The 19,756-nt window shown below is 70.5% G+C and carries 17 protein-coding genes and 2 pseudogenes; 7 read left to right on the top strand and 12 right to left on the bottom strand.

Features of this window, described 5'->3' with window-relative positions; translation table 11 throughout:
- The first annotated feature begins 235 nt into the window (after positions 1 to 235).
- Together ACWDEW_RS17075 and ACWDEW_RS17070 are read left to right on the top strand one after the other, a co-directional pair.
- A complete protein-coding gene (locus tag ACWDEW_RS17075; RefSeq protein ID WP_450513647.1) occupies positions 236 to 1,339 on the top strand; it encodes a zinc-dependent alcohol dehydrogenase in 1,104 nt (367 codons plus the stop codon).
- Complete coding sequence (locus tag ACWDEW_RS17070) at positions 1,329 to 2,516, top strand: DUF3500 domain-containing protein (protein WP_450513645.1); 1,188 nt, start codon at positions 1,329 to 1,331, stop codon at positions 2,514 to 2,516. Before ACWDEW_RS17075 ends, ACWDEW_RS17070 begins: the two co-directional genes overlap by 11 nt.
- Positions 2,517 to 2,627: 111 nt before the next feature.
- On the opposite strand, the gene ACWDEW_RS17065 is transcribed toward ACWDEW_RS17070, so the two are convergent.
- From ACWDEW_RS17065 to ACWDEW_RS17045, 5 genes are all read right to left on the bottom strand, one after another.
- Entirely contained in the window at positions 2,628 to 3,182 is a 555-nt protein-coding gene (locus ACWDEW_RS17065; protein ID WP_450513643.1) for a TetR/AcrR family transcriptional regulator, read from the bottom strand.
- A 127-nt stretch (positions 3,183 to 3,309) separates the two neighbouring features.
- Positions 3,310 to 4,635, bottom strand: a complete 1,326-nt coding sequence (locus ACWDEW_RS17060; RefSeq protein WP_450513641.1) for an amidohydrolase family protein — start codon at positions 4,633 to 4,635, stop codon at positions 3,310 to 3,312.
- Positions 4,632 to 6,221 (bottom strand): FAD-dependent oxidoreductase, encoded by a 1,590-nt coding sequence (locus ACWDEW_RS17055; protein ID WP_450513640.1) that lies wholly within the window; start codon positions 6,219 to 6,221, stop codon positions 4,632 to 4,634. Before ACWDEW_RS17055 ends, ACWDEW_RS17060 begins: the two co-directional genes overlap by 4 nt.
- Positions 6,218 to 7,123 (bottom strand): alpha/beta fold hydrolase, encoded by a 906-nt coding sequence (locus ACWDEW_RS17050; protein WP_450513638.1) that lies wholly within the window; start codon positions 7,121 to 7,123, stop codon positions 6,218 to 6,220. The genes ACWDEW_RS17055 and ACWDEW_RS17050 overlap by 4 nt, the downstream gene beginning before the upstream one ends.
- A gap of 19 nt (positions 7,124 to 7,142) precedes the next feature.
- Positions 7,143 to 7,976 (bottom strand): alpha/beta fold hydrolase, encoded by an 834-nt coding sequence (locus tag ACWDEW_RS17045; RefSeq protein ID WP_450513636.1) that lies wholly within the window; start codon positions 7,974 to 7,976, stop codon positions 7,143 to 7,145.
- 175 nt (positions 7,977 to 8,151) lie between these two features.
- On the opposite strand from ACWDEW_RS17045, the pseudogene ACWDEW_RS17040 reads away from it, so the two are divergent.
- Positions 8,152 to 8,361 (top strand): annotated as a pseudogene (locus ACWDEW_RS17040) (peptide-methionine (R)-S-oxide reductase); the annotation flags it as partial.
- Positions 8,362 to 8,771: 410 nt separating this feature from the next.
- On the opposite strand, the pseudogene ACWDEW_RS17035 reads toward ACWDEW_RS17040, so the two are convergent.
- Together ACWDEW_RS17035 and ACWDEW_RS17030 are read right to left on the bottom strand one after the other, a co-directional pair.
- A pseudogene (locus ACWDEW_RS17035) lies at positions 8,772 to 9,035 on the bottom strand (PucR family transcriptional regulator); the annotation flags it as partial.
- 711 nt (positions 9,036 to 9,746) lie between these two features.
- Complete coding sequence (locus tag ACWDEW_RS17030) at positions 9,747 to 10,700, bottom strand: AraC family transcriptional regulator (RefSeq protein ID WP_450513634.1); 954 nt, start codon at positions 10,698 to 10,700, stop codon at positions 9,747 to 9,749.
- A 720-nt stretch (positions 10,701 to 11,420) separates the two neighbouring features.
- Here ACWDEW_RS17030 and ACWDEW_RS17025 point away from each other — a divergent pair.
- Together ACWDEW_RS17025 and ACWDEW_RS17020 are read left to right on the top strand one after the other, a co-directional pair.
- Positions 11,421 to 11,645, top strand: a complete 225-nt coding sequence (locus ACWDEW_RS17025; protein ID WP_450513632.1) for a hypothetical protein — start codon at positions 11,421 to 11,423, stop codon at positions 11,643 to 11,645.
- 87 nt (positions 11,646 to 11,732) lie between these two features.
- Complete coding sequence (locus ACWDEW_RS17020; protein ID WP_450513630.1) at positions 11,733 to 12,029, top strand: hypothetical protein; 297 nt, start codon at positions 11,733 to 11,735, stop codon at positions 12,027 to 12,029.
- A gap of 101 nt (positions 12,030 to 12,130) precedes the next feature.
- Here the strand turns inward: ACWDEW_RS17020 and ACWDEW_RS17015 are convergent, their stop codons facing one another.
- The 3 genes from ACWDEW_RS17015 to ACWDEW_RS17005 all read right to left on the bottom strand — a co-directional run bounded on the left by ACWDEW_RS17015 (position 12,131) and on the right by ACWDEW_RS17005 (position 14,670).
- Positions 12,131 to 12,943 (bottom strand): SAM-dependent methyltransferase, encoded by an 813-nt coding sequence (locus ACWDEW_RS17015; RefSeq protein ID WP_450513628.1) that lies wholly within the window; start codon positions 12,941 to 12,943, stop codon positions 12,131 to 12,133.
- 150 nt (positions 12,944 to 13,093) lie between these two features.
- On the bottom strand, positions 13,094 to 13,384 hold the full coding sequence (locus tag ACWDEW_RS17010; RefSeq protein ID WP_450513626.1) for a hypothetical protein: 291 nt from the start codon (positions 13,382 to 13,384) through the stop codon (positions 13,094 to 13,096).
- Complete coding sequence (locus tag ACWDEW_RS17005; RefSeq protein WP_450513624.1) at positions 13,384 to 14,670, bottom strand: APC family permease; 1,287 nt, start codon at positions 14,668 to 14,670, stop codon at positions 13,384 to 13,386. Before ACWDEW_RS17005 ends, ACWDEW_RS17010 begins: the two co-directional genes overlap by 1 nt.
- Before the next feature lie 118 nt (positions 14,671 to 14,788).
- Between ACWDEW_RS17005 and ACWDEW_RS17000 the strand changes: the two genes are divergently transcribed.
- On the top strand, positions 14,789 to 15,373 hold the full coding sequence (locus ACWDEW_RS17000; RefSeq protein ID WP_450513622.1) for a zinc-binding dehydrogenase: 585 nt from the start codon (positions 14,789 to 14,791) through the stop codon (positions 15,371 to 15,373).
- Positions 15,374 to 15,589: 216 nt separating this feature from the next.
- Here ACWDEW_RS17000 and ACWDEW_RS16995 read toward each other — a convergent pair whose 3' ends face one another.
- Entirely contained in the window at positions 15,590 to 16,609 is a 1,020-nt protein-coding gene (locus tag ACWDEW_RS16995; protein WP_450513620.1) for a thaumatin family protein, read from the bottom strand.
- Positions 16,610 to 16,819: 210 nt separating this feature from the next.
- On the opposite strand from ACWDEW_RS16995, the gene ACWDEW_RS16990 reads away from it, so the two are divergent.
- Positions 16,820 to 18,694, top strand: a complete 1,875-nt coding sequence (locus tag ACWDEW_RS16990; protein WP_450513618.1) for a sigma-70 family RNA polymerase sigma factor — start codon at positions 16,820 to 16,822, stop codon at positions 18,692 to 18,694.
- 21 nt (positions 18,695 to 18,715) lie between these two features.
- On the opposite strand, the gene ACWDEW_RS16985 is transcribed toward ACWDEW_RS16990, so the two are convergent.
- Positions 18,716 to 19,711: a thaumatin family protein gene (locus tag ACWDEW_RS16985; RefSeq protein WP_450513616.1), complete on the bottom strand. Its 996-nt coding sequence runs from the start codon at positions 19,709 to 19,711 to the stop codon at positions 18,716 to 18,718.
- Positions 19,712 to 19,756 lie beyond the last annotated feature (45 nt).

Here is a 19,756-nt window from a genome sequence, read left to right as displayed (position 1 = left end):
GCGGTGGCCCTGCTCTCCGGCCGTACGGCCGACGGCTACGTCCGTCCTTTCCACATGACACTGCCACGAGGTTGTGGTGGGTCTCCAATAGGAATCTCTCGCGACATGCATAAGGGATGCCTATGCGCCGCGCATAGGGAATAGGCGTTGCCGGCGCGCAAGATGAGGTGGGGAACAGGGCCGTTTCGGCCCGTCGATTCCCGACGCATTTTCATGGCCGTAACTGGAGGCCCCTATGTCCTTGCCGGAAACCATGCAGGCCGCGGTGCTGGGCGAGCCCGGCACCCTCGCCGTCACGACGCTGCCCGTGCCGGAGGTGGGACCGGAAGACGTTCTGGTACACGTCCGCAGGGCGTCCCTGTGCGGAACGGACCTGAAGATCCGCAGTCGGCACTTCTTCAAGGACGGCGGCCCGGCCGCGGGCGAGTTCGTACCCGGCCACGAGTACGCCGGCGTCGTCGCCGCGGTGGGCAGTGCCGTGGACGGGCTCCGGGCCGGCGACCGGGTGGTGACGGAAGCCCACCGCGGCTGCATGCGCTGCGCCAACTGCCTGGCCGGGGCCTACACGGACTGCCTCAACTACGGCCTGCGGCACACCGGGCACCGCGTGCAGGGGATGACCGTCAACGGGGGCTTCGCGGAGTACGCGCTCAACCACGTGGCGACCCTCCACCGGTTGCCGGACACCGTGGACTTCGACGCCGCGGTCGTCCTCACCACCGTGGGCACCGTGATGCACGCCTTCGACGTGCTAGACACCCTGCTCGTCGGATCCACGGTCGCTGTGATCGGCCCCGGACCGATAGGTCTGCTCGCGGTACAGGTCGCACGTGAACTCGGGGCCAGGACCGTAGCCCTGGCCGGCACGCGGGAAGCCAGGCTCGCCATCGGCAAGTCCTTCGGCGCGGACCTGGTCGTCAACTCCCGGGAGGAGGACGCCGTAGCGGCGGTTCGGGAGGCGACCGACGGGATCGGAGCCGACATCGTCCTGGAGTGCTCCGGCGCCCCGAGTGCGGTGGACGACGCGCTGCGCATGGCCAAGCGGTCCGGGAAGGTCGTCCTCGTCGGCTTCTTCGAAGAGCCCGTACAGGCCGACCTCAACCACGCCGTGATGAACGGCATCTCGATCCAGACGGTCCGCGGCGAGGGCACCGGTTCGGTGGCCCGCGCCGTGGGCCTGGCCGCCCGGGGTCGGCTGCGCACCGCGGAACTGGTCACCCACCATTTCGGGCTGCCCGACGTCGCCGAGGCGTTCGACACCTACGCCGAGCGCCGGGGCAACGCCATCAAGGTCATGCTGGACATCTCCGAGGACCCGGAGTCCACCTGTGACCGGTGACCGAGAGGCCACCGTGCCCGACGCCCTGGCAGCCGGGCGGGAGAAGGCGGCGGCCGCCATGGCCGATGCTGCCACCGCCTGGCTGAACAGCCTGAGCGAGGACCAACTCCCGCTCGCCGCCTACGACTCCCCGCTCCACCCGCATGCGGAGGCCGAGCGGCTGCGTTGGTTCTACACCCCCACCGAACACGGCGGGCTCGCCGTCCGAGACCAGAACGCCCGCCAACAGAGCCTGGCCATGCGGATGGTGGCCACCGGACTGTCCATCCCGGGCTACGCCACGGTCACCACCGTGATGGGACTGGAGAACGTCCTGGACCGGCTGGAAGGGTGGCGGGTCCACTGGGGCCGGCAGCGCGGACGGGACCCCGGCCTGTACTGGCTGAGGATCTTCGGCCGCCCCGGCGACCGTGTCTGGGCATGGCGGTTCGGCGGCCACCACATCTCCCTGAACAACCTCGTCGTCGCCGGCCGGCTCGTGTCCACGACCCCCTGCTTCATCGGTGCCGACCCGGCCACGACCGAGCTGATCGGAGGCACCCTGCGGCCCTTGCAAGGCCCTGAGGAGACGGCCCGTCAACTGGTCCGCAGTCTGGCCCCGGGCCAACTCCAAAGCGCCCTGCTCCACCCGTCCGCAGTCTCGGACATCGTCTCCGGCAACCGCCCACGCGTCGAACACGGCGACACGATGATGCACATGCAGGACCTGTGGCGCGGCCAGTTCGCCGACCCTGAGCTGGACCGGCTTGTCAACGACATCGACCGCCGGGCGGAAGCGGGCAGCGGGTACACCGGGAACGATCACGCGCGCGTGGCCATCACGATTCCCCCCAAAGGCATCAGCGGTCGCGACCTGAACAACGAGCAGCGGCACCTGTTGCGCCGGCTCGTCACCCTCTACACCGGACGGGCACCCGAGTTCCTCGCAGACGCCTACGACACCCACTACGCCTCTGACACCGTCCTCGACGCGGTGCATTTCGGCTGGGCGGGCAGCACGGACGCCGGGGAACCGCACTACTACCGGGTGCAGGACCCTCGCGTCCTCATCGAGTACGACAACACACAGCGGTACGCCAACCACGCCCACTCGGTGTGGCGTGACCTGACCTCCGACTTCGGACTGGACGTGCTCGCCGAACACCGCGCACACATCGCACACATCGCACACGAGTAGGGCGTACTCGGGGAGCGCCGTACACACCCGTACCGCCGGTCCACCCCCCGAAAGAACCAGCACCATGACCACCCTGCTGATCGTCGACGACGAGTCTTCTGCTGTGTCAGGTCAGGTACGGGCGGCAAGCCTGGCTTCGACGCCGTCGAGAAGCGACTGCAGTCCGAAGGACACATACGGGCGAGGGGTGGCTGCGAGGGCGGCGCCGATCACGAACGTGACGACGCTCTGGGCGGCTTGCTCGGCATCCCGCCTGGTGAGGCCGGACGCCTCGCAGACCGCGAGCAGGTGCTCGTCATGGCGGTCCCTGGCCGGGCCGTCAAGAGGCTGGATGGTCATGGCGGCCAGCAGCCAGGGGCGCCTGAGAAGCATCGAACGCAGGTTGTCGGCCATGGCCAGGAGGACCGGACGCCATCCGACGCCGTCGAGAGCGGGGAGAGGTGTCTGCCCCCAGACGGTGTCAGCGGCCAGCAGGAGCAGATCCTGTCTGCTCCTGACGTGATAGTAGAGTGCCGCCGCGCTGATGCCGAGACGGCTGCCGAGTCTTCGCATGCTCAGACTCTCGATGCCGCCCTCGTCCAGAAGGGCGATGGCCGCCTGGATGATCTGCTCCTGGTGCAGGGCGTCGCGGGGCATCCTCGCGGTAGTCGGCATGGGACTGCTCACGGCACCTTCTTGCTGTGGGAACGAGGCCGCGGTGTGCGGCTCTGAGGGCGCGTGGCCATCGCGCCGACGAGGACGGGGTGTCGTGCGCGTCGGCGCGCGGTTCATGCGTGGGGGCCGTTGCGGTATGTCAGCCGGGAGAGCCCGTGGGCCTGATGCTGCGCAGCAGCCGCTCTCCGGACTCGCGCAGCTGGTCCTTGACCTCGTCGAGGCCGGATGCGAGCAGGACGTGATCGCGTTTGCGCCAGGTGCCGGCGACCATCACGGCTTCGATGTTGGCGATGTCGGCGTGCAGGACCGTGGCGACCGGGTCGTGCGCCGGCCACAGGTTGAGCGCCCGGGCGTCGACGGCGACCAGGTCGGCCTGCATGCCCACCTCGATCCGGCCCACCTTGTCTGCCAGGCCCAGTGCCTTCGCTCCTTCGACCGTGGCCCAGGCAAGCGCCTGTTTGCTGGTGACAGACGGTGTGTTGGCGTACATGCCGGTCGTCTGCCGGTGATGGGCGTGGTTCAGGCCGCGCTGGTGGGCCAGGGCGATCCGGGCGGCGGTGAGGACCGTGCCGGGTACGGCGGTGTCGATGTCGGTGCCCAGGGAGGGTGCCGCGCCCAGGCTCAGCAGGGATCCGGTGATGGGTGTGCCGTGTCCCTGGCCCAGTTCGTTCTCCGGGGTGGTGGTGAAGGTGACGCCCGCCTCGACGAGCGTCTTGATCCAGTCGTCGGGCAGGTCGGCTCCGTGCACGACGTTGGTCAGGGGGCTGAACAGCCCGGCGTTGCGCACGGCTTCCCAGCCGGGTGAGGGTTCGCCGCCGCTCTGGTGCATCGAGACGACGAGGCCGCGTTCCGCGCCGGCTCGGAAGTCGGCCACCGCGGTCTCGGCGGAGGAGTACTGCGGCCCCTGGAGTGCCATGCCCAGGGTGAGGAGGGCGTGGTCGCGGACGGGGCCGTCGAGCAGCCGGTCGATCTCGGCGAGCGGGTGGGGTGTGTCCGGCGAGCGGTAGGGCGTGCCGTGCAGGAAGACGGCGCGGATCCCGGCCTGGACCAGTCCCTCGACGGCCGCGTCGGCGTGCTCGGGCGACAGGGCGTTGTGACACCAGTCGCCGAGGGTGGTCGTACCGCAGTTGATCTGGTTCAGGGCGCCGGCCAGATTGCTGATGTGCATGTCGGCCGGGGTGTAGTGCCCGACGCACTCGCCGTGCAGGTGGGTGAGGTACTCCATCAGCGTCCAGTCGGCGCCCGCGGAGCGCAGCGCGGTCTGCCAGGTGTGCAGATGGGCGTTGACCAGGCCGGGGATGATGACGCGGCCGGAGAAGTCGACGACCTCGGCGTCGGGCGCCTCGATGGTTTCGCCGACGGCGGCGATGGTCTCGCCGTCGACGAGGATGTCGACATGCTCGGCGTCCGGCCGGTCCGGCGTCATCGTGATGACTTGCGCCCCGCGCAGCAGTATGCGGCTCATTCAGCGGCCTCCGAACCGGGGGAGGTGTGGCTCGGCTGGGACATGGTGCGGCTCCTTGCCTGCGGCGTCATTGCCCGCACGGCGGCTTGTGTGGTGGTGAGGAAATCCCGAGTGGCGATGTGCCCGATGTAGCCGTCCGGACGGATCAGCAGCAGCGCGTCGTCGGTCAGGCCGTAGGCACTCCGCAGCGTGTTCTTGGGGTCGGAGAAGGCGCGGCCGTCGCCCGCGGCCGATCCGACGGTGAGCCGCTTCAGCTGGGCACCCGTCGTCGGCCAGTCCAGGAGTTCGAGGTCCCGGGCGGCGCCGGGGCCGTAGGCGATGGCGGTGAAGTGCGGTCCCTGGAAGAGGTTGAACAGGCGGGTCTCGGCGCCGTCGGCGCCGAGCAGTCGGGCGTCCGGGGCGCGGTCGCCCACGTGCAGCGTGCTGCTGTCGCAGTCGGCGGGGGCCAGCGGGCCGCCGTAGTAGGTCAGGGCGAGCTGCTGCTCGTCCTTGCCGCGCTTCATGCTGGAGGGGGCGAGCTTGGCGAGGCCGCCCCACTTCTCCGTGGACAGTCCCAGGACCCCGGCGGCGATCGGCTGCCGCTCGGCCTCGTAGGTGCCCAGCAGGGCCGGGTCGGCTCCGGCGAGGACCTGGCCGAGCTTCCAGCCGAGGTTGTAGCCGTCCTGCATACCGGTGTTCAGGCCCTGGGCACCGGCCGGGGTGTGGACGTGCGCCGCGTCGCCGACGAGGAAGACACGTCCGCGGCCGTAGTGCTCCGCAAGACGGATGTTGGGCCGGAACACGGACGTCCAGTGGATCTCGTGCAGCTGGATGTGCCGGTTGCGGGTGTGGGAGTGGATCCGGTCGATGACGGCGCCGATCTCCTGGGGCGGCTTCTCATCCGGCGTGAGCCGGATCATCCACTGGAACATGTCGCTGTCGGGGAGCGGGCAGGCGCCGATGAGCTTGCCGCCGAGGCCGGGCCACATGTGCCACCGGTTGCGGGCCAGGCCGCTTACGGAGGCATCCACGATCAGCACGCGCTCGGCCTCGTCCGTCGTCCCGACGAAACCGATGTCGAGCTGCTTGCGCACCACGCTGGAGCCGCCGTCGGCCCCCACGGCATAGCGGGCGACGATCTCCTCGACCCCGTCCGCGCCCACCACCTTGGCGACCACCGTGTCCTCGTCCTGCGTCAGCTCGGTCAGTTCCTTGCCGAACTCGACCTCGCGGCCCAGCTCACCGAGCCGGGCGTGTAGGGCGCGGTCCGTGCGGAACTGCGGGATCAGCCAGGTGTTCGGGTACGGGACGTCCGGGGTCGCTTCTGTGTGGGGGAACATCTTCCACGGCACAGCGATGGGTCCCGCATGGATCCCGAGCTTGGGATAGATGTCGCCGCCGGCCAGCACGTCGTCGAGAGCGCCGAGGTCTTCGAGGACTTCGAGGCTGCGGGGCTGGACGCCCTTGGCGCGCGAGCCGTCGAACGCGTGGGGGGACCTGTCGACGATCCGGACGTCGAGTCCGCGGCGTACGAGGTCGATCGCCAAGGCGGAGCCCGAGGGGCCGGCACCGATGATCAGTACGTCGATGGCCTGCGGGCTGTTCATGAGTCGAGCCTTTCGGTGCGTGCGGACACGAACGGGACGAGCTGATCGGCGACGTCGCGAGGCCGTTCGTATGGAGTCATGTGTCCGCATTTGTTAATTACGTGATGTTTCTGAGGCTTCAGCAGAGTGCGTGCTGTGTCGAACTGCGCCAGCGGCGTGACGTCGTCCTCGTCGCCCCACAGCAGCAGCGTCGGAATGCCCAGTGACCCCGTCCGCCGGAAGAGCTCGTCACGGCCGGTGAAAGGCAGATGCTGCAGGGTGTCGAAGACCGCGTACAGCGAGCCCTCGAAGCGGAGGGAGTCGAGGACCGTCTCGGTCAGTTTCGCGCCGAGTTCGGGGTCGCGGACGTTGTGCCCGAGGTGCCCCTGGAGCAGTTGAAGGCCGCGACGGCGGGCGACCACTCCGGCCAGCAGATCGCTGCGCAGCAGCCGGTTGGGGGAGGCCAGCCGCGGTTTCGCGAGACCGGCGGGGCCGACGATGGTGAGAGTGGACACCGACGAGCGGTACTGGGCGGCGTACGTCATGCTGACCAGCGCGCCCATGGAGGTGCCGACCAGGTGCAGGGGTCGCGCCGTCAGGCCGAGCCGGTCCGTCAGCTCGGCCAGCTGCCGCGTGAACAGTGTCTCGTCGTATCGCGCCTGTACCCGGTCGGAGTAGCCGCGGCCGTAGGTGCTGCAGGTCAGAGTGCGCAGCCCGCGGGCGTGCAGCTCGGTGACGAGGCCGTCCCAGTAGAACAGCGGGATGGTCAGACCGCCCGCCATCAGGACCACGTCCCCGTCCTCGGGCCCCGTCAACTCGTAGTGGGTGACGCCGTCGGACAGCTCGATGAAACTGCCGCGCAGCGCCTTGCGCGAGCTGGCGGTGAGCTTGCGGTCCTCGCCCGAGGCGACGAAGTACTTCATGGAACGGGCCTCCTTGCCCTCAGTTCGCGGGTGTGGCGGCGCAGGAGCCGAGGAACTTCGCGATCGCGTCCGCGACCCACCGCGGTTCCTCCTCCGGCAGCAGATGTCCGCCGTGGGGGTGGACGAGCTCCTGGGCGCCGGGGATGTCGCGGGCGAAGTGCTGGCCGTCGATGCTCGCGCTGCGCAGCACCAGGGTGGGCACCGTGATGCGGGGGATCTGCGCGCTGCGGTCCGGCTGGTCGGTGTTGCAGAAGTCGACGAAAGCCGAGCGGTTCCCTGGACGGCCCATGAGCTGATGGGCGCGGTCCACCATGGCGTCGTCCACGATCTGTGAATGCGGCCCGACGGCCTCGCGCAGGTTGCGTTCGAGTGCCCCGCGCGGCATCACCCGCCTCAGCAGGGGCCGCACCAGCGGGTTGCGGGTCAGGCGCATCCCGGCGGGCACCGTCTTCTCCGGGTAGCCGGTGGCATTGACCAGCACCAGGCCGGTCAGCCGCTCCGGATGATCCAGCGCGACGTTCCAGGCGATGTTGCCGCCCAGGGAATTACCGGCCACCGCGTAGCGCGGCACGGCCAGCGCCTCCATGAAGGCCGCCACCGTCGCGGCGTACGCCGGAACGCGGTAGTCGCGGTCCTTGCGCGGGCCCGTCAGCCCGAACGCCGGCAGGTCGGGACGGATGACATCGAACGAATCCGACAGTAGGTCCGTCGCGCGGTCGAAGTGCTGCAGGGATGAGGCGCTGCCGTGCAGCAGCACGAGTGCCGGGCCGTGCCCGGCACGCTTGTAGTGGATCCGCAGTCCGTCCACCTCGACGAACCGGGAATCGGGCTGTGGCTCAGACCAGGTACTCATAATGGCTACACTGTTGCCGATAAGATGGTCGTGTCAAGAGGAAGTCCCCGCGTGTTACGGCCACGGTGGTCTTGAGCGAGGAGATGGATCAGTTGGTGCGCCGCGCTGCCGGTCGTCCGCCGGTCCCACCGGACCGGCTCGGCGGGCCGAGAAGTGTGCATGCACGAAGCGCGCCGGCTGGCCGTCGTTCTACGACCCGAAGGACACCGACGCGGTCGAACTGATCCAGGACCGCTCGCACGGGATGGTGCGCACCGAGGTGCGGTGCGCCCGGTGCGGGTCGCACCTTGGGCATGTGTTCGAGGGCGAGGGGTATGCGACGCCCACGGACCAGCGGTACTGCATCAAATCGATCTCTCTGAGGTTTACACCTGACGAAAGCTGACGCGGGATCGCACGTGTCTCGGGCGAGACTCCGTGATCGATGGCGGTGGTCCGGGACAGCAGGGTCGGGCCGGCCGCGGTGACGAGCACGGTCAGCAGCAGGCCGGTGAGCTGCTAGAAGACATCGGCCTGCTGCTACGTGGCGAAGTACCCGTAGGTCGTGGCCCAGGGTGGGAAGTTGTGCGGGAGGTGGCGCCCGTGGACGTCGGTGCGGTCCACGCAAAGGTTCCAACGGCTCCGTCGACGAACCGGCGCAGGATGTCCCCGGGGGTGCCGGGGTGCCGGGGTGCCGGGACGGCTGGAGGACTGGCGGACACCGACTCCGAGCGGTCTTGCTGCCTCCGGCGAGGCCACAGCGACCTGTTCGAGTGCTGTGCCGACACTCTGCGCCGGTCCTGCGGGTATCCGCGGTCAGTGCCGTCCACCCAGGATGATTTTCCAAACGCGCGTTGCCACCTGCAGATTGAGCCGGGTGTCCACATCCGCCAGGTCGCGGTCGCTGATCTCACGGATGCGCTGCAGCCGGTAGCGCAGGGTGCTGCGGTGGACCGTCAGCGCGGCGGCCGCATCGTCGTAGTTGCCCCCGCAGTCGAAGTAGCGGGAGAGAGTCTCCACCAGCTCCGTGTCGTGCCCTGCGTCGTAGTCGATAAGCCGGCCGAGCCACTCCCGCACGAAGGTTCAGCCCCGCGGCCGCGCGGAAGAACTTTTCGAACCTGGCGATGGACATCACGGTCATGACGGCAACCTCCGGCTGCGGGCGCCGGGGTGGTTCCCGGCTCCGTGGGTTTCCCAGTCAGCCTGGCCGACGGGAGCGAGCGAACGCATGCGCATGTCGGGCCCAATCGGCCTCGCTGTATTGCCCTGCCAGGCCCAGGTGTGCGACTGCCCGGGTAGTCGCACGGGTGTGGGGGTGAACAACAGTGCGATGCGCCCCGGCGGCCGCTTCGGATCGGCGACGAGGACGACGTCGGGCCGCGGCCTCTGGGATGGCGATCGTCATCGGGCCGGCGCTGTGGCCGGCCTCCCCTGAATTCGCCGCGTCCGCGGGCGAGTTGGAGGAGACGGTCCGGGTGACGGCGCGACCCGGCGGGACACCTTCAAGGTCCGGGCCGGCGCCGACTCCGGCCCGGACCCTCTCTGGTGTCGGCAGTACACCGTGGCGGTGCTCAGGCCGCATGTGCGCTGCCGACCCGCCCGAGGCTGTCGGGGGGCGCCGACGGGCGGTGACCGGCCCGAAGGGGTGGAGACGGGTCGGCCGACGTCCGCGCGGCGGACCGACGAAGCGGACGCGCGAACACCGGGAATCTACGGCGTGGCAGCCGCCGCGCACGATCCGCTGAGCGTGGCTGTTGTCCGCACAGCGCGGGGCGATGGCGTGGGCCGTGGTCACCCGGAGCGCAGTGTCTGCGAGGGCAACTCGCCGAAGCGCGCTCGGTAGCGGGACGCGAAGCGGCCCAGGTGGTCGAAGCTCCAACGATGCGCGACCTCGCTCACGTTCACTTCGCCCGGTGTGCCGCGGCGCAGCTCGTCGTGGGCGTGCGTGAGGCGGACGTCGGTGAGGTAGGCCAGTGGGGTCATGCCGACGTACTGCTGGAAGGCTTCTTGGAGCCGCCGCACGCTCACCCCGGCGAGCACGGCCAACTCTCCTACCGTGAACGGGTGTTGCGGCATGCTGTGCATGGCCTCGACGGCACGCTTGACGGGACCCGGGCGCAGGGCGGGTTTGGGCCGGTCGAGTTCGTCGCGGTAGCGGTGGCCGGTGGCGAGGAGGAACCCGGTCAGCAGGGCCTCCTGGAGCGGGCGGGCGACCATCGGCCGGGTGAGCAGCCCGTCGGCCTGCATCTCGTCGAACACCGCGCGGATCATGCGTACCCAGCTCAGACCCGCGCCGTGCGCGACGTCGAGTTCGGGCATGAGGACGACGGGGGTGCGCAGCGGCCGGCCGAGAAGGCGTTCGAGTTGATCGTTGAGGGCCTTGGGGTCGATCTTCACGGCCAGCATGGAGCAGTCGGTGCTCACCCGGTCCAGGGCCGTGTCTCCGTGCGGTTGGAAGACGGCGGCGCTCGCGGTGGTCGCCACCGCGTTGATGCGCGTTCCTTGATGCCAGGCCAGGTGGCCGCCCAGCGGGATGTCCACGTGGTAGGAGCCGAGTTCCCCGAACCGTATGCGTACCTCCGCGCCGAAGGAGAGTCGTCCGAATGTGAGCGGACCGAGCGCGGCGATGTCGTACCGGGCCGTGAACTCGGCGCCGCCGTCGGGCACGTCGATGAAGTTGGCGTAGAAGCGTTCGTGGATGACCTGCCGAGCCTCGTCCACATCCGTCGTCCGGAACTTCAGCAAATCCTGCCTCCTGCGCCTACGGACCGACCGTACGAGGAATGGTGCATGGTACCGCCACCCATTGACCTGCCCCCGTCCTGGATTCCCGTTCTGGTGGCCGGCTGACAGTCCTTCACGGAAGGCCGCAGTCGTGCCTCGCCGTTGTCCTCCGGAGTTCCGGCGCGTGCCGTCGTGCTGGTCCGCGCCGGTGGCCAAACGCTCGATCAGCGGTTTCTCGGGTCCCGGACGAGTAGGTCGGCCATCGCCAACTTCCGTGCGCTGTCGACCAGTTCATGGGTGAGCCGGGCGATCTCTTTCGGTAGGGCATTGCGGACCGCGTCCGTCTCCGCCTCGATCTGCTCCCGGCTCCGCGGTTCGAAGCGGCCCATTCGTAGGCGCAGTTGTGCTGCCGGGTGAGGATTTCCTTCTGGACCGCGGCACGCTCCGCCGTGGCCGCCCGCCTCGCGGCGGGACAGGTCGCGCACATCCGCTTCGTCGTCCCTGACCAGCCGGTCTCCGGTGCAACTCAACTGAGCCCGGGCGCGGTTGACGCGCGGGCCCTTGCCGGGACGGCGACCGGGTGCCCGACGCCGCACGCGTCTTCCGCTGGGTGGGCCAGGCGTCGTGATCCGGCTGACGGTCCGGCGTTCCGTCTGCGGCACGGCGGGGCTCTCCGCGCCGTAGGTTCGCCGATCCATTCGCCTCGGGCGCCGACGAGGGCCGAGCGCTCGGGACGAGACGGTGCCGATCAGGTCACTGGGCCTTCTCACCGGCCCTGACGCGCTGTGCCTCCTGGCGGGGGGCCCGCCGCGGCCCGGCGATGCCGCGGCCGTCGAACCGGCCGGCGTGATCACCCTCGTGGACTGCGAGACGGACCTCATGATCGGCACGGGCGGCAAGAACCTGCCGCTCTCTGCCAGCGAGGGAGCCGTCCCCTACCACCCTCGCTCGTCCATGCGGCCGTGATCGGCGACGACCGCTCCGGTCGCTCCGGAGAGAACCTCCTTGCTGAAAGGACTCGCCCGGTGTCGGACACGGAGGGGCGTGGAATCCATGACGGAACAGGAGACCCGTCGGCTGCGGCGGGCACGCTTCGAAGGGCTGGCGCAGGTGGTGAGGGAGCCCCTGCACCGGTATCTGGTGCGACGAACGGCCCCTGACATGGTCGAGCACGCCCTGTCCGACACCATGCTGGTGCTGCGGCGTCGCATCGACCATGCACCCGGGCTCAGAAACGGGTCCCTGCCCGATCGCGACGGCGTGCTCCCCTGGTGCTACGGGGTGGCGCGGGGCTGTCTGGCCAACGCCCGCCGGCCGACGGACGCAGGCTCCGCCTGGTGGAGCGGTTGATGAGTGCTCAGCAGGCACCGGTGACCGTCGTCGCCGATCACGGCGACCTGCATGCCGCACCGGCCGCACGCAGGAGGCGGGGGAGCGGTCGGCGGTGGGGCTCACGGCTTGTGGGCCATACCGCCCCAGATCAGAGGCCTGGGGAGGGCGGACGGCGGGACGGGGACGTCGGGGCGCCAGTCGTCGAGGGGGACGAGGCCCGGTTGCTGGAGGTCGAAGTCGCCGTAGAACTCGCGGAGTTGGCGGGCTGTGCGGAGTTGGCCGCGGCCGGTCTCGCCCTGGTAGAGGCGGAACAGTGTGGTGGCACCGGTGGGATCGGCGTCGGAGACAAGGGAGTTGAGGGCGAGGGCGCTGCCGGGGGCCAGGCGACGGCGGAGGAGGGTGAACTGGGCTGTGGTGGCCGGTGATTCGGGCAGGAAGTGGACGACGCCGGAGATGATGACGCCGAGCGGGGCGGTGAGGTCGATCAGGGTGTGCAGGTCGGGATGGTCGAGGACGGATGCCATGTCCTGTACGTCGCCCAGGAGCAGGAGTGACCGTCCGGGGTGCAGCAGAGGCCTGCCGTGGGCGAGGACGGTGGGGTCGTTGTCGACGTGGACGACCGTGGTGTCGGGATGGTGGCGGGCGGCGACCTCGTGCACGTTGTCCTGGGTGGGCAGGCCGGCGCCCGGGTCGAGGAACTGGGTGATGCCCTCGGCGGTCATGGCGGCCACGACCCGTACGAGCCAGCGGCGCATGGCGTGGGCGAGCAGGGGGGCCTGGGGGTTGGCGGCGGTGATGCGTCGGGCGGCTGCGCGGTCGGCGGGGTAGTGGGTGTTTCCGCCGAGGAAGTAGTCGTAGATCCGGGCCACGTCGGGCACGTCGGGCTCGATGCCGGGCGGGGTGGTCCCCGGCGAGGGCGGCTCGTCGGCCATGCGGAGTCACCTTTCGCTCAACGAGCTCCAACGGGCTTGGCCCCGAGGAGAGTTGCGCGAGGGCACGACTTGGCAGGACACCATCCTCCGTCCAGTCGCCCGGGGCGCGGAAGGCGGCCCCCGGTCACACCCGAAACCGCAGCCACACCCTCAGATGTCCTCGGAGTCCGGGCGCAGCAGGCCGGGATCGATGTCGGTCACGCCGTCCGCGTGGTCCAGGCGGGCGGCCGCCGCCATGAGCCGGTCGTGCTCGCCCTGCCGCATGGGGAGCCGGAAGGCGTTGGCCGTGTGGACGAGGTGGTCGATCGCGATCTCCGCCTCGTCGTTGGCGACCAGATGGAGGACCGAATCGAGGGCCCGGACTCTCTCTCCCCGGGCCGCGGCTCGTCGCTTCAGGGCGTCGGCCACCGCGCGGATGTCGTCGTCCGCGGAACTGCCCATCAGCTGCGTGAATCCTCGGAGTCGGTCCTGCGGGAGACCCTGCGCAGTCCGTGGAGAGCGGCCCCGAGGACGAGGACCGCGATGCCGGAGACGACGGTGCTCGCGGGCAGGGCGAAGGCGAGCGTCGCGCAGCCCGCGAGGCCGACGACGGGGACGAGGCGGCCGGGGCGGCCCTCTTCCTCCGTGAGGGTCCAGGCGGAGGCGTTGGCGATGGCGTAGTAGGCCAGGACGCCGAAGGAGGAGAAGCCGATCGCGCCGCGTACGTCCGTGGTCGCGGCGAGGACGGCGACCACCCCGCCCACCGCGAGTTCGGCGCGGTGGGGAACGCCGAAGCGGGGGTGGACGCGGGCCAGTGAGTGTGGCAGATGCCGGTCCCGGGCCATGGCGAGGGTGGTGCGGGAGACCCCGAGGATCAGCGCGAGCAGTGAGCCGAGCGCGGCGACGGCGCCGGCGACGCGGACGGCCGGCACCAGCCAGTCGGCGCCCGCCGCGCGCGCGGCGTCGGAGAGTGGGGCGGTGGCGTGCGCCAGACCGGGCGGGCCCAGCAGCGTCAGGGCGGCGACGGCGACGAGGGCGTAGACGGCGAGGGTGATCCCGAGCGCGATCGGGATCGCGCGCGGGATGGTGCGGGCGGGGTCGCGGACCTCCTCGCCGAGGGTGGCGATGCGGGCGTACCCGGCGAAGGCGAAGAAGAGCAGACCCGCCGCCCGGAGCAGTCCGCCGAGGGTGGTGTCCGAGCCGATGGCCAGCCGTGCGGTGTCCGCGTGGGCGGAGGTCAGGGCGGTGACGACCACGGCGCAGAGCACGGCGAGGACGACGGCGACGACGGCACGGGTGAGGAACGCGGACTTCTGCACGCCGGTGTAGTTCACCGCGGTCAGCGCCACTACGGCGGCCACGGCCACCGCGTGGATCTGGCCGGGCCAGAGGTAGGCGCCGACGGTGAGGGCCATGGCCGCGCAGGAGGCCGTCTTGCCGACGACGAACGCCCAGCCGGCCAGGTAGCCCCAGAAGGCGCCGAGGCGTTCGCGGCCGTAGACGTAGGTGCCGCCGGACTGGGGGTAGAGGGCGGCCAGTCGTGCCGAGGACGTCGCGTTGCAGTACGCCACGACGGCGGCCAGCGCCAGAGCGAGCAGCAGTCCGGAACCGGCGGCCTCGGCCGCCGGGCCGAGGGCGGCGAAGATACCGGCGCCGATCATCGACCCCAGGCCGATCACCACGGCGTCGGACAGGCCCAGACGCCGCTTCATCCCACCCGTGCCCGTGGGGGCCTTCTCCGCGCGCATCGCGCTCTCCTTCCCGTACTCGGCGCACGGTAGCCGAGTACGGGAAGGAGAGGGGCGCCGCCGAGCATGAACGTCTCCGGCTCCGAGGCGAGGAAACAGCAGGAAATCCAGCCTGTCAGTGCGGCCGGCCGCCCACGCCGAGACCGTCCGGGGGCTCGGCGCCACCGCGATCGACTGCGCGACGACCGAGGTGGAGGAGTACGTCGCCGCCCACATCGGCGGCGAAGGCTTCGACATCGTCTTCGACACCGTCGGGGGCACCGTCCTGGACAACTCCTTCGCCGCGGTGCGCACTTACACCGGTCACGTCCGCAGCGCCCTGGGCCGGGGCAGCCACAGCCTGGCTCCGCCCTCCTTCCGCGGCGCCACCTACTCCGGGGTCCTCACCCTGCTGCCCATGCTCACCGGCAACGGCCGTGAGCATCACGGAGAGATCCTGCGCGAGGCCGCCGCCCTGGCCGACGCGGGCCGGAGAAGCGCCCGCCGCCGACGCCCGCAGCGCGTTCTCCTGGTCGTACCAACTCCTCAGTCCCGCCGCCCGGGTGTTCCGGCTGTTCGCCCTGCACCCGGGACCCGACTGCTCGCTCGTCGCCGTAGCGAGCCTCGCCGGGCAGCGGGTCGGCCAAGTCCGGCTGGTCATGGGCGAGTTGGCCCGGGCCCACCTGATCTCCGAGCCCCTGCCGGGCCGTTACGGCTGCCATGAGCTGCTGCCTGCTCGCCGGGGCCGTCGGTCGAGGCCAGGGCCTGCGCCCGGGTCCTGGCCGGTTCCTCGCCGCCCAGGCCGACCTGCTCCCAGGAGTCCGGGATGTCCAGCAGGAGACGCTGTGCGGTGTTCATCGGTCGGCTTCCACCTTTTCCGCTGTCCAACGTGTGGTGTCCGCCCTGAACACGAGGTCGCAGGTCCGAAGCGTTCACCGGCCTACGACCCGGTCGTCCCGAAGGTGATCCGGTAGTAGCAGGCCCCCTTGCACGGCATCGTCGCCCCGTCGTCGAAGGCGTACGAATAGGCGTAGGGGGCCGCCCGCTTGAAGACCTGCGTGTAGTCGACCGGCCACTTCGCGGGGACGCAGTTCTCGCGGCCCGCCCAGGCGCCGCGACAGCAGTAGGTGTCACCACCGAAGGCGGCGCACGGCGGCTTGCAGCCGACCACCTGTCCGCCCGACACGGCCTGCATCGCGGTGGGGCAGTTGACGTCCGAGGTGCAGACGCCCTTGTAGCAGCCACGGGAGCTGACCGGATCGACGGTCGTGGTGTGCGAGATGTTGATCCACATCGGCAGGTTCGAACCGTCGACCATGCTCACGTCGTAGAAGTCCATCCCCGCGTACGCGTCGAACGTGAACTCACCCAGTGTGGTGGGCGGGTTGGCGCCCTCGCACACGTTGGTGCAGTCGCCGGTCGCGCAGTGACCGGCCGCCGTCGAGGTGCAGCCCGTCCGACCCCAGATCCGGCCGCCCCAGTTGTTCGCCACGGTCACCGACAGGCTCTGGCCCGGGGCGAGTTCGCGGCCCTTCGGATAGACGGCGGTGTTGGTGACGATCGCCCAGACCGTCTTCGGGGTGCGGTTGACGACCGTGATCAGACGCTTGCCGGCGGGGGCGGTCGAGGGCTGGTCCGGTGCCGGGTTCGCCTTGGCGGTCGGTCGGGGCGTGCTCTTCTTCGGCGCGCCGGCCTTGGGGGAGGGGGAGGCCGAAGGCGACGGGGAGGCCGAGGTGCGGTCGTTCACCGAGGGGGTCGGCGAGGCGCTGCGGGACACGGCCGGGCGTGCGGCCGTGTCCTGGTGGGCCGTCGTGCGGGTACCGCCCGTTCCGGACGGCGTCCACACGCTGTAGGCGATCAGCACGGTGGTGGCCGTGGCGAAGGCGGCTGCCGCGACGTACCACCGGCGTCGGCGGTCCCGCCGGGGGCTCGCGCCGTGTCTCCTGCGTCCTCGTGCCATCGTCCTCGGGCCTTCCTGGTGCTCTTCGGATGCGGTCCAGATGTGGTCCTGCCTATCGGTGACCTTTTCGGCGGTGGCTCGACAACATAAATTCGGACCCGACCGGCTGATTTCTTTTGTTGTCCTGTTTTCTGTAGTCCTTGCGCGCGTCGGCGGTCTCCGAAGCAGAGAGATGCCACGGCCGGACCACACGCGGAGGAACGAACCCAGATGCGCAAGAAGCCCAGGAGTGGCCCCGACGCGGGCGTGGTGACGGCCGCGTGCGCGGGCGACCGGCAGGCCCTGGATCACCTGCTGACGCAGTGCCTGCCGCTGGTCTACAACATCGTCGGCCGGGCCCTGAACGGTCACGCCGACGTCGATGACGTCGTACAGGAGACGCTGTTGCGCATGGTGCGGGGGCTGCCGAAGCTGCGGGATCCCTCCGCGTTCCGGTCCTGGCTGGTGGCCATCACGATCCGACAGGTACGGGACCGTGAGCAGGCGCGGGCCACGGACCGCGACCGCAGGGCGCATCTGGAGGACGCGGAGTCGATCACCGACCCCGCCCTCGACTTCGCCGGACTGACCATCCTGCGGCTGGGGCTGACCGAGCAGCGCCGCGAGGTCGTCGAGGCCACCCGCTGGCTCGACCCGGACGACCAGGAACTGCTGTCCCTGTGGTGGCTGGAGGAGACCGGCGAACTCGAACGCGCCGATCTCGCCGGTGCGTTGGGGCTCTCCGACCGGCACGCCTCCGTCCGGGTGCAGCGCATGAAGAAGCAGATGGAGGTCTCCCGGGTCGTGGTGCGGGCGCTGGTCGCAGCGCCGCGCTGTGCGGAACTGGACGAGACCGCCTCGACGTGGGACGGCGCGCCAAGTGCCCTGTGGCGCAAGCGGTTCGCCCGGCACATCCGTGGCTGCGGGGTGTGCCAGGGGCTGGACGAGGGGCTGCTCCCGATGGACCGGCTGCTCAGCGGGCTGCCGCTGGTGGCGGTACCGGCCCACTTCGATGTGTCCCGGCTGCTGGACGCGGCCTCAACTCCCGGTCCCTCGGGGCACGGTGGGCCGCGTCGGCGGCACGGGCGCGGCAGCCGCTCCGCCCGTATCGGCGGCAAGCAGCTCGTGGGCGGTTCTGCGGCGGTCGCCGTCGCCGTGGTGGCCGCGCTGGTCGCGCCTCGGTTCACGGGCGGTTCCTCACCTACGACGGCGGTGGCATCGCCGTCGCCCAGTCCCGTGCTCAGCGTCTCGCCGAGCCCCACGCCCTCGCCGACTCCCAGCAAATCCCCTTCACCTTCACCTTCACCGAAGGCCAAGCCGAGCCCCTCTCCCGCGAAGCACACCCCCGCCGCCCCCGCGCACATCGCCTCCGGCGCCAAGAAGGGCGTCGGCGTCTGGACGTTCGGCGGGGTGAGCCAGGCGCTCAAGGCCAGTGGGGCGAGCTGGTACTACACCTGGTCCACCCAGCACTCCGGCATCACGACGCCCTCTTCGGGCTCCTTCGTGCCGATGATCTGGGGTGCGAAGTCCGTCACCGACGCCTCGCTCGCCCAGGCCCGGTCGTACGGCCCGTATCTGCTGGGCTTCAACGAGCCGGACATGGCGCAGCAGTCGAACATGACGGTCGAGCAGGCGCTGCAGCTGTGGCCCAAGCTCATGGCGGCGGGCAGGATCCTGGGCAGCCCCGCGGTCGCCTACGGTGGGGACACGGCGGGCGGCTGGCTGGACCGCTTCATGTCCGGGGCCAAGGCCAAGGGCTACCGCGTCGACTTCATCACCCTGCACTGGTACGGCGGCGACTTCCGCACCCCGCAGGCCGTGCAGCAGCTGAAGTCCTACCTGGCCGCCGTGTACGCGCGCTATCACAAGCCGATCTGGCTCACCGAGTACGCGCTGATCGACTTCTCCCAGGGCACCCGCTTCCCGTCCGCGCAGCAGCAGGCGGACTTCGTCACCGCGTCCACCAAGGCGCTCGACGGCCTGTCCTATGTGCAGCGCTACGCGTGGTTCGGGCTGGGCGCGGACCCGTCGAAGCCGAGCAGCGGGCTCTTCACCGACGGTACGACGACGACCGCGGCGGGCCGGGCCTTCCAGTCCGCGGACTGACCGGCCCGGCCGTGCGTACGGTCAGGGGCTCACTCCCCAGGTGATGCGGTAGCCGCACTCTCCGGAGCAGGTGAGGACGCTGGTCGCGTCGTCGTCGACGTAGGAGTAGGCGAAGGGCTCGGCCTTCTTGAACACGGCCGCCGAGTCGACCGGCCAGGTCGAGGGGACGCACTGGGGGCGCGCCGCGTAGGCGCCCGTGCAGCAGGTCTTGTCGGTCTTGAACACCAGGCAGGCGCTGAGGCACGCGATGACGCGACCGCCCCTGATCCGCTGCAGCTTGGCGGGGCAGGTCGCGTTGGCGTCCCGGGTGCACCCCGCGGCGGAGCACCCGTTCGCGTCGATCTTGTCCTTGGACGAGCCGCCGTAACTGTTGATCCACATCGGCAGGTTGTTGCCCTCGACCAGACTGACGTCGTAGAAGTCCATGCCGTTCCAGGCGTTCAGGTTGAACTCGGCCAGGGTGGAAGGGAATTCGCCCCAGGTCGCCCCGCACTGGAAGTGGCCGCAGTCACCGGTCGTGCAGTGGCCGTCTCCGGCCGCGTCGAAGGAGCAGCCGGTGCGCGCCCACACCCGGACGTCCCAGTGGTCGGGGACGGCGAAGCTGACGCTCGCCCCGGGCTTCAGCACCCAACCCGTGGCCTCCACAGGGTGTTTGGGGTCCGCGGCGATCGCCGGCCAGATCGTCCGGTCGAGCCGGTTGACCAGCGTGACGGTCCGCTTGCCGACGGCCTTCGCCCGTCCGGCGGCCGTACGGGACGGCGAGGCGGTGACGTGGGGGGACTTGGGCGCGTGGGGAGTGGGCGAGGGCGAGGACGTGGTCCGCGGTGACGTCGTGGGCGAAGTGCGAGGGAGGGAGGGAGAGTTGGGGGCCTCAGTAGTGTGCGTGGACGACGGGTCCGCGACCGTACGGCCTCCCGACGGCGGCCCCGTCTGCGCGCGGGCCAGCAGTACACCGGTCACCACGGCGAGGCAGGTGAGGACCGCGGCGGCGATCATGGCGGCCTGTCTACGAGGCATCTCTGAACACTCCTGTCCGTACCCGCATCTCCGCCGTGCGGCGAT

The sequence above is a fragment of the Streptomyces sp. NPDC001100 genome (assembly GCF_053598575.1).
The sequence above is the reverse complement of the archived record's forward strand: the minus strand, read 5'-3'. Positions and strand labels throughout refer to the sequence as shown.